The organism is Streptomyces luteireticuli, assembly GCF_041519305.1.
Classification (GTDB): domain Bacteria; phylum Actinomycetota; class Actinomycetes; order Streptomycetales; family Streptomycetaceae; genus Streptomyces; species Streptomyces luteireticuli.
This window is the reverse complement of record NZ_CP167927.1, coordinates 6,069,003-6,077,500: the sequence shown is the minus strand read 5'-3', so window position 1 is coordinate 6,077,500 and position 8,498 is coordinate 6,069,003. Positions and strand designations below refer to the sequence as shown.

9 protein-coding genes (1 of these 9 only partly in view) are annotated in these 8,498 nt (G+C 69.4%); 1 reads left to right on the top strand and 8 read right to left on the bottom strand.

The features are described from left to right. From AB8735_RS27425 to thyX, 3 genes are all read right to left on the bottom strand, one after another. On the bottom strand, positions 1-480 hold the 5' end (the start) of the coding sequence (locus AB8735_RS27425) for a ribonuclease J (RefSeq protein ID WP_372410023.1). The gene continues 1,206 nt to the left of window position 1, outside the view; 480 of the gene's 1,686 nt are visible here — the first part of the coding sequence; its start codon is at positions 478-480; its stop codon lies beyond the left edge, outside the window. Between the two features lie 169 nt (positions 481-649). Next, positions 650-1,549 (bottom strand): 4-hydroxy-tetrahydrodipicolinate synthase, encoded by a 900-nt coding sequence (gene dapA / locus AB8735_RS27420; protein WP_372410022.1) that lies wholly within the window; start codon positions 1,547-1,549, stop codon positions 650-652. 187 nt (positions 1,550-1,736) lie between these two features. After that, entirely contained in the window at positions 1,737-2,498 is a 762-nt protein-coding gene (gene thyX / locus AB8735_RS27415) for an FAD-dependent thymidylate synthase (RefSeq protein WP_372410020.1), read from the bottom strand. Between the two features lie 181 nt (positions 2,499-2,679). Here thyX and AB8735_RS27410 point away from each other — a divergent pair, with 181 nt between their 5' ends. Next, entirely contained in the window at positions 2,680-2,919 is a 240-nt protein-coding gene (locus AB8735_RS27410; protein WP_344030519.1) for a hypothetical protein, read from the top strand. A 78-nt stretch (positions 2,920-2,997) separates the two neighbouring features. Here the strand turns inward: AB8735_RS27410 and AB8735_RS27405 are convergent, their stop codons facing one another. The 5 genes from AB8735_RS27405 to rpsO all read right to left on the bottom strand — a co-directional run bounded on the left by AB8735_RS27405 (position 2,998) and on the right by rpsO (position 8,416). Next, the gene (locus tag AB8735_RS27405; RefSeq protein ID WP_372410016.1) at positions 2,998-3,450 is read right to left on the bottom strand and encodes a hypothetical protein; all 453 of its coding nucleotides are present in this window, start codon (positions 3,448-3,450) and stop codon (positions 2,998-3,000) included. Positions 3,451-3,454: 4 nt separating this feature from the next. Next, on the bottom strand, positions 3,455-4,207 hold the full coding sequence (gene dapB / locus AB8735_RS27400; RefSeq protein ID WP_372410015.1) for a 4-hydroxy-tetrahydrodipicolinate reductase: 753 nt from the start codon (positions 4,205-4,207) through the stop codon (positions 3,455-3,457). A 36-nt stretch (positions 4,208-4,243) separates the two neighbouring features. Continuing rightward, positions 4,244-5,623, bottom strand: coding sequence for a pitrilysin family protein (locus AB8735_RS27395; RefSeq protein ID WP_344030528.1), 1,380 nt, complete (start codon positions 5,621-5,623; stop codon positions 4,244-4,246). Continuing rightward, the gene (locus AB8735_RS27390; RefSeq protein ID WP_344030531.1) at positions 5,620-7,839 is read right to left on the bottom strand and encodes a polyribonucleotide nucleotidyltransferase; all 2,220 of its coding nucleotides are present in this window, start codon (positions 7,837-7,839) and stop codon (positions 5,620-5,622) included. Before AB8735_RS27390 ends, AB8735_RS27395 begins: the two co-directional genes overlap by 4 nt. 289 nt (positions 7,840-8,128) lie before the next feature. After that, entirely contained in the window at positions 8,129-8,416 is a 288-nt protein-coding gene (gene rpsO, locus AB8735_RS27385) for a 30S ribosomal protein S15 (protein ID WP_199891303.1), read from the bottom strand. Positions 8,417-8,498 lie beyond the last annotated feature (82 nt).

Here is an 8,498-nt window from a genome sequence, read left to right as displayed (position 1 = left end):
GGCGACGGCCAGGGCGTCCGGGATGGAGTGGTTGACCGCCACGAACTCGCAGTCGAAGGGGCCGACGCTCTCGTGCTGACCCTCCACGACCTCGAGGGTGTACGGGCGGATGCGGTGCTCCTGGAGCTTGGCCTCGATCAGGGCGAGGGTCAGCTTGGAGCCGATCAGCGGGATGTCCGGCCGCTCGCGCAGCAGGTACGGGACACCGCCGATGTGGTCCTCGTGGCCGTGCGTGAGGACGATGCCCTCGATGTCGTCGAGGCGGTCCCTGATGGAGCTGAAGTCCGGCAGGATCAGATCAACTCCGGGCTGCTCCTCCTCGGGGAAGAGCACTCCGCAGTCGACGATCAGCAGACGGCCGTCGTACTCGAAGACCGTCATGTTCCGGCCGATCTCGCCGAGGCCGCCGAGCGGGGTGACGCGCAGGCCGCCCTTGGGGAGCTTCGGCGGGGGACCGAGTTCAGGGTGCGGGTGGCTCAAAAGACTCTCCTCACCATGCGCGCCATATGTCCCGGGGACACATGGCGCGCATGACATTCGTGCACTTGCAGTTGTTTGTTAACGGTGTTCAGTTGTGCGGCGTTCAGTGATGAAAGCCGAAGTCTGTGTGCGGTCGTCCCGCGCTACGGGCGCGACGGACGTGCCCTTGTCAGATGTGTACCCCGCCGGCGGAGAGATCGCGCTTGAGCTGCTCGGTCTGCTCGGGGTCGAGCTCGACGAGCGGCAGCCGCAGCGGACCGGCCGGCAGCCCCTGCAGCGCGAGGGCCCGCTTGGTGGTGACCACGCCCTGGGCGCGGAACATCCCGGTGTAGACCGGGAGCAGCCGCTGGTGGACGGCGGTGGCCTTGGCCGCGTCGCCCGAGAGGTGGGCCTCCAGCAGGGCCCGCAGCTCCGGGGTGACGAGGTGGCCGACGACGGAGACGAAACCGACGGCGCCCACGGACAGGAGCGGCAGGTTGAGCATGTCGTCGCCCGAGTACCAGGCCAGACCGCTGCGGGTGAGCGCCCAGCTGGCGCTGCCGAGGTCGCCCTTGGCGTCCTTGTTGGCCACGATGCGCGGGTGCTCCGCGAGCCGGACGATGGTCTCCGTCTCGATCGCGGTGCCGCTGCGGCCCGGGATGTCGTAGAGCATCACCGGGAGGCCCGTGGCGTCGGCGATCGCGGTGAAGTGGCGGTACAGGCCCTCCTGCGGGGGCTTGTTGTAGTACGGCGTCACGGCGAGCAGACCGTGGGCCCCGGCCGCCTCGGCGGCCTTGGCGAGCTCGACACTGTGCCGGGTGTCGTTGGTACCGGCTCCGGCCACGACGTGCGCACGGTCTCCGACGGCCTCCACGACCGCCCGTACGAGCTCGGCTTTCTCCGCATCGGTGGTGGTCGGCGACTCGCCGGTGGTGCCGTTGACGACGAGACCGTCGTTGCCGGCGTCGACCAGGTGGGCGGCGAGCCGCTGCGCGCCGTCGAGGTCGAGGGCACCGTCGGAGGTGAACGGGGTGACCATCGCGGTCAGGACACGTCCGAAGGGCGTCTGCGGTGTGGAGATCGGAGCCATGGGGGCCACGCTACTCGTTGCTCACCGTGAGGTACTCCCTCGGGGAGTGCGAAAGGGATCCCGGCACTGCCTGCTCGGGGGTTCAAACAGTGCCGGGTCCGTTTGTTCAGCCTAAATGAAGAGGCTTAAATGCCGCAATACGGACAACCTTGATCGCTCATCCGCCCTTGTCGGAGCGGGTGTCGTCCTACGGAGCGACGCGGCCGTTCTTGTTGAAGGCCGCGTAGGTCAGCGGCATGAGCTTGGCCCACTCCGCCTCCATCAGCTCGCCCACCATCTCGATCTCCCGCTGCGGGAACGAGGGAACGGTGGACAGCTCGTGCTGGGTGCGCAGGTTGAGGAAGTGCATCAGCGAGCGGGCGTTGCACGTGGCGTACATCGACGAGAAGAGGCCGACCGGGAGGACCAAGCGGGCCACCTCGCGGGCGACGCCCGCATCCAGCATCTCCTGGTACGCCGCGTAGGCGTCCCGGTAGGACTTCTCCATGGCGCGGCTGGTCGTCTCGTGCTGCTCGTCGGTGCCCTCGACGAAGACGTACTTGCCGGGACGGCCCTCCTGGACCAGCTTGCGGTCCTTGCCGGGGACGTAGAAGACCGGCTGGAGCTCCCGGTAGCGGCCCGACTCCTCGTTGTACGACCAGCCCACGCGGTGGCGCATGAACTCGCGGAAGACGAAGATCGGCGCGTTGATGAAGAACGTCATCGAGTTGTGCTCGAAGGGGCTGCCGTGGCGGTCCCGCATCAGGAAGTTGATCAGGCCCTTGGACCGCTCCGGATCCTTGGTGATCTCTTCGAGGGACTGCTCACCGGCCGTGGAGACACGGGCCGCCCACAGGACGTCGCTGTCGGCGGCGCTGTGCTTGACCAGCTCGACGGTGACGTCGCTGCGGAATGTGGGCTTGGTGTCCTCGGTGGTGCTCTCGGTCACCGCGGGTCCTTCCAGTCGCATTTGCTCGGGCGCGCCCAGCCTAAGGGCCACCACTGACAACGGCCCCACACACGGTGCGCGGCGGCCCCGGGGACGGCCCCGGTAGAGATTTTTCACAGAAGTCGCCAAATTCGGGCACCAGAGCGGTGTTTCACACGTCCTTATGTGTGACAGCCCACTTCGAGGTTCCTAGGAGAGCTTCATGTTCCGCCGGCGAGAGCCCGTACCGTTCGCCTTCGTCGCCGAGTCCGAGCGCTATCGCAGCAACGTCACGCCGCCGCCCAGGAGCCGTGCCAGCCGCTCGCAGATAGCCGGTCGGGTGCTCATGGGGCTGACGGTCACCGCGGGGCTGGTCGGGGCGCTGCTGTTCGGGCTGCCCGCGATGGACACCAACACGCAGAACCCTCAGCACGCGCAGAGTTCGCAGGCGTCCAACCGCTGAGCCGACCGGACCGCTGAGCCGTCCAGCCGAAAAGGGCCCGGCCACCGCAAGGTGGCCGGGCCCTTTCGCGTCCGGTGGCTACGCACGCACCGGCTTGCCGTCGTGCAGCGCGATCGCCCGCTGCATGGCCTTGCGGGCCCGCGGGGTATCCCGGGCGTCGTGGTAGGCGACCGCGAGCCGGAACCAGGTGCGCCAGTCGCCCGGGGCGGCCTCGGTCTCGGCCCGGCGGCGGGCGAAGACCTCGTCCGCCGAATCCCGGTCGATCCGGCCGCCCGGCGTCCGCGCGAGGTCGTCGACGGGCAGTCCGCCCTCGGCCTCCAGCTCCTTGGCCAGCCGGTTGGCGTCCCGGGCGAACTTGGTGGTCTGGTACAGGAACCAGGCCCCGATGAACGGCAGGACCAGCACCGCGACGCCGAAGGCGACGGTGATCGCGGTGCCCTGCCGGACGAGCATCACGCCGCGGCTGCCGACCAGGACGAAGTAGACGACCAGGACGGCGGCCAGCGCGAAATAGACGACCTTCGCACGCATCGTGTCAGCCCAGATCCAGGAAGTGCTCGAGGCCGAAGGTCAGCCCCGGGGTCTGCGTCACGCGACGGGCGCCCAGCAGGATGCCCGGCATGAAGCAGCTGTGGTGCAGCGAGTCGTGCCGGATGGTCAGCGTCTCGCCGGTGTCGCCGAGCAGCACCTCCTGGTGGGCGAGCAGCCCGCGCAGCCGGACGGAGTGGACGGGCACCCCGTCGACGTCGGCACCGCGCGCGCCGTCCAGGGCCGTCGTGGTGGCGTCGGGCTGCGGCGCGCAGCCGGCCTCGCGCCGTGCGGCGGCGATCAGCTGCGCGGTGCGGGTGGCGGTGCCGGACGGGGCGTCCGCCTTGTTCGGGTGGTGCAGTTCGACGACCTCGACGGACTCGAAGAACCGGGCCGCCTGCTGGGCGAAGGCCATGGTCAGCACGGCGCCGATGGAGAAGTTCGGCGCGATGAGCACACCGGTCGACGGGGACCCGGCCAGCCAGGAGCGCAGCAGCGCGAGCCGGTCCTCGGTCCAGCCGGTGGTCCCGACAACTCCGTGGATGCCGTTGCGGACGCAGAACTCCAGGTTCTCCATCACCGAGTCGGGGTGGGTCAGCTCGACCGCGACCTGGGCTCCCGCCCCGGTCAGGGCCTCCAGGCTGTCGCCCCGGCCCAGCGCGGCCACCAGCTCCATGTCGTCCGCGGCCTCCACGGCCCGGACGGCCTCGGAGCCGATGCGGCCCCGGGCGCCGATGACCGCCACGCGCAGCTTGCTCATCGTTCCTGCTTCCTCGATACGAACTCAGGCAGTGGGTTAGGAGACGGCCTCGTGCAGGCGGGCGGCCTGCCGGTCCTTCAGCGGCCCGATCACGGACAGCGAAGGACGCTGTCCCAGTACATCGCGGGCCACCGCGCGGACCTCGTCCGGGGTGACGGCCGAGATGCGGGCCAGCATGTCGTCGACCGACATCTGCTCTCCCCAGCACAGCTCGCTCTTGCCGATGCGGTTCATCAGCGCCCCGGTGTCCTCCAGGCCGAGGACCGTGGAGCCGGCGAGCTGGCCGACGGCACGGCCGATCTCCTCGTCGGACAGGCCCTCGGCGGCCACCAGGTCGAGCTGGTCGCGGCAGATCCGCAGCACGTCGTGGACCTGGCTGGGACGGCAGCCGGCGTAGACGCCGAACAGGCCGCAGTCGGCGAACCCGGAGGTGTACGAGTACACCGAGTACGCCAGGCCGCGCTTCTCCCGGACCTCCTGGAAGAGCCGCGAGCTCATGCCGCCGCCCAGCGCCGTGTTGAGCACCCCGAGCGCCCAGCGCCGCTCGTCGGTGCGGGCCAGGCCCGGCATGCCGAGGACGACGTGTGCCTGCTCGGTCTTGCGGCCCAGCAGCTCGACCCGGCCGGCCGTGCGGATCGTCCGGGCACCGGAGCGCGGATCGACGGGCACGGCGTCCGTACGGGTCAGCGCTCCGGCCTTCTCGAAGGCGGCGCGCACCTGGCGGACGACCTTGGCGTGGTCGACGTTGCCCGCGGCGGCCACGACCAGACGGGTCGGGTCGTAGTGCTTCTTGTAGAAGCGGGCGATCTGCTCGCGGGTCAGCGCGTTGATCGTGTCGACGGTGCCGAGGACCGGGCGGCCGAGCGGGGTGTCGCCCAGCATGGTGTGCGCGAACAGGTCGTGCACACAGTCGCCGGGGTCGTCCTCGGTCATGGCGATCTCTTCGAGAATCACCCCGCGCTCGGCGTCCACGTCCGCCGCGTCGATCAGCGAGCCGGTGAGCATGTCGCAGACGACGTCGATGGCCAGCGGCAGGTCGGTGTCGAGCACCCGTGCGTAGTAGCACGTGTACTCCTTCGCCGTGAAGGCGTTCATCTCGCCGCCGACCGCGTCGATCGCGGCCGAGATGTCGAGCGCGCTGCGCTTGCGGGTGCCCTTGAAGAGCAGGTGCTCCAGGTAGTGCGTGGCGCCGTTGAGGGACGGGGTCTCGTCGCGGGACCCCACGTTGGCCCAGATGCCGAAGGTGGCGGAGCGCACCGACGGCAGGGTCTCGGTGACGATCCGCAGACCGCCGGGGAGGGTGGTCCGGCGGACCGTGCCGATGCCGTTCTCACCCTGGAGAAGCGTTTGGGTACGGGCGACGGCCCGCCCCTCCGAAGAGGTGCGGGCCGTCATCCGTGCACTACGGGACGTCACTTGGCGGACTCGTCCTTGCCCTCGGCGTCGCCGTCCTCGCCCTCGATCACGGGGATCAGGGAGAGCTTGCCGCGCTGGTCGATCTCGGCGATCTCGACCTGCACCTTGGCGCCGACACCGAGGACGTCCTCGACGTTCTCGACGCGCTTGCCGCCGGCCAGCTTGCGGATCTGCGAGATGTGCAGCAGACCGTCCTTGCCCGGCATGAGGGAGACGAACGCACCGAAGGTCGTGGTCTTGACGACCGTGCCCAGGTAGCGCTCGCCGACCTCCGGCATGGTCGGGTTGGCGATCGCGTTGATCGTGGCGCGGGCGGCCTCGGCGGCCGGGCCGTCGGCGGCACCGATGTAGATGGTGCCGTCGTCCTCGATGGTGATCTCGGCGCCGGTGTCCTCCTGGATCTGGTTGATCATCTTGCCCTTGGGGCCGATGACCTCACCGATCTTGTCCACGGGGATCTTCACGGTGATGATCCGCGGGGCGTTGGGGGACATCTCGTCCGGCGTGTCGATGGCCTCCATCATCACGTCGAGGATGTGCAGACGGGCGTCGCGGGCCTGCTTGAGGGCCGCGGCCAGGACGGAGGCCGGGATGCCGTCCAGCTTGGTGTCGAGCTGGAGGGCGGTCACGAACTCCTTGGTGCCGGCGACCTTGAAGTCCATGTCGCCGAAGGCGTCCTCCGCACCGAGGATGTCGGTGAGGGCGACGTAGTGCGTCTCGCCGTTGATCTCCTGGGAGATCAGGCCCATGGCGATGCCGGCGACCGGGGCCTTCAGCGGCACACCGGCGTTCAGCAGCGACATGGTGGAGGCGCAGACCGAGCCCATGGAGGTCGAGCCGTTGGAGCCCAGCGCCTCGGAGACCTGACGGATCGCGTAGGGGAACTCCTCGCGCGTCGGCAGGACCGGCACGATGGCGCGCTCGGCGAGGGCGCCGTGGCCGATCTCGCGGCGCTTCGGCGAACCGACGCGGCCGGTCTCGCCGACGGAGTACGGCGGGAAGTTGTAGTTGTGCATGTAGCGCTTGCGGGTCACCGGGGAGAGGGTGTCCAGCTGCTGCTCCATGCGGAGCATGTTCAGGGTGGTGACGCCCAGGATCTGGGTCTCGCCACGCTCGAACAGCGCGGAGCCGTGGACCCGCGGGATGGCCTCGACCTCGGCGGCGAGGGTACGGATGTCCGTCACCCCACGGCCGTCGATGCGCTTCTTCTCCTTGATGACGCGCTCACGGACCAGGGACTTGGTCAGCGAGCGGTACGCGGCGGAGATCTCCTTCTCGCGGCCCTCGAACTCCGGCAGGAGCTTCTCGGCGGCCAGACCCTTGACGCGGTCCAGCTCGGCCTCGCGCTCCTGCTTGCCGGCGATGGTCAGCGCCTGGGCGAGCTCGGGGCGGACGGCGGCGGTGAGCGCCTCCAGGACGTCGTCCTGGTAGTCCAGGAAGACCGGGAACTCGCCGGTGGGCTTGGCGGCCTTCGCGGCGAGGTCGGCCTGGGCCTTGCAGAGGACCTTGATGAAGGGCTTCGCGGCCTCCAGACCGGCGGCCACGACCTCCTCGGTGGGGGCCTCGGCGCCGCCCTTGACCAGCTGGATGGTCTTCTCGGTGGCCTCGGCCTCGACCATCATGATCGCGACGTCGCCGTCCTCCAGGGCGCGGCCCGCGACCACCATGTCGAAGACGGCGTCCTCGAGCTCGGTGTGCGTCGGGAACGCGACCCACTGGCCGTTGATCAGCGCGACGCGGACGCCGCCGATCGGGCCGGAGAAGGGCAGGCCGGCCAGCTGCGTGGACGCGGACGCGGCGTTGATCGCCACGACGTCGTACAGGTGGTCGGGGTTGAGGGCCATGATCGTCGCGACGACCTGGATCTCGTTGCGCAGGCCCTTCTTGAAGGACGGGCGCAGCGGGCGGTCGATCAGGCGGCAGGTGAGGATCGCGTCCTCGGAGGGCCGGCCCTCACGGCGGAAGAAGGAACCGGGGATCTTCCCGGCGGCGTACATCCGCTCCTCGACGTCGACGGTCAGCGGGAAGAAGTCCAGCTGGTCCTTGGGCGTCTTGGAGGCGCTGGTGGCCGACAGCACCATGGTGTCGTCGTCCAGGTACGCGACGGCGGAGCCGGCGGCCTGCTTGGCCAGGCGGCCCGTCTCGAAGCGGATCGTGCGGGTGCCGAAGGTGCCGTTGTCGATGACGGCCTCGGCGTAGTGGGTCTCGTTCTCCACTAGCGTTCTCTCCTCGTCTTCGTCCTCCCCGCCCGTGTGGCGGAGGGACGGTGGCGGAGGGCGCCTGTGCTCTGTGCGGGCCGGTCTTCGATCGAAGCACCCGGAATTCCCCGTTCCGGAGGCCACTACCGAGGACCGGCAGAGAGGCTGGCGCTCCTCCTCGTTCATGATTCTGTCGTTATGACGTGCGTTGTTCCGTTGTGGGACCAGACTACAAAGCTTCCGCGTCCCACGAGATACGCAAAGGGAGCGGCTCCCCAAAGGTGGGAACCGCTCCCTTCACCGCGTCTTACTTGGCGCCCGCGGCACCACGGCGGATGCCGAGGCGCTCGACCAGGGCGCGGAAGCGCGTGATGTCCTTCTTGGCCAGGTACTGCAGCAGACGGCGACGCTGGCCGACCAGCAGCAGCAGACCACGGCGGGAGTGGTGGTCGTGCTTGTGGGCCTTGAGGTGCTCGGTCAGGTCCGAGATGCGACGGGTCAGCAGCGCGACCTGGACCTCGGGGGAGCCGGTGTCGCCCTCCTTGGTGGCGAACTCGGACATGATCTGCTTCTTCGTAGCGGCGTCGAGCGACACGCGATACTCCTTCTGAGTCTCGTTTCGGCCACCGAGTGCCCCTGGTCTGTGTCTCAGGGGAGCTTCCGTTACTCGGGAGGCG

Coding starts and splice junctions, on each gene's coding strand:
- thyX (WP_372410020.1), bottom strand. CDS start 2,498: ATGCGACTGGAAGGACCCGCGGTGACCGAGAGCACCACCGAGGACACC.
- dapB (WP_372410015.1), bottom strand. CDS start 4,207: ATGAGCAAGCTGCGCGTGGCGGTCATCGGCGCCCGGGGCCGCATCGGC.
- AB8735_RS27405 (WP_372410016.1), bottom strand. CDS start 3,450: ATGCGTGCGAAGGTCGTCTATTTCGCGCTGGCCGCCGTCCTGGTCGTC.
- AB8735_RS27410 (WP_344030519.1), top strand. CDS start 2,680: ATGTTCCGCCGGCGAGAGCCCGTACCGTTCGCCTTCGTCGCCGAGTCC.
- dapA (WP_372410022.1), bottom strand. CDS start 1,549: ATGGCTCCGATCTCCACACCGCAGACGCCCTTCGGACGTGTCCTGACC.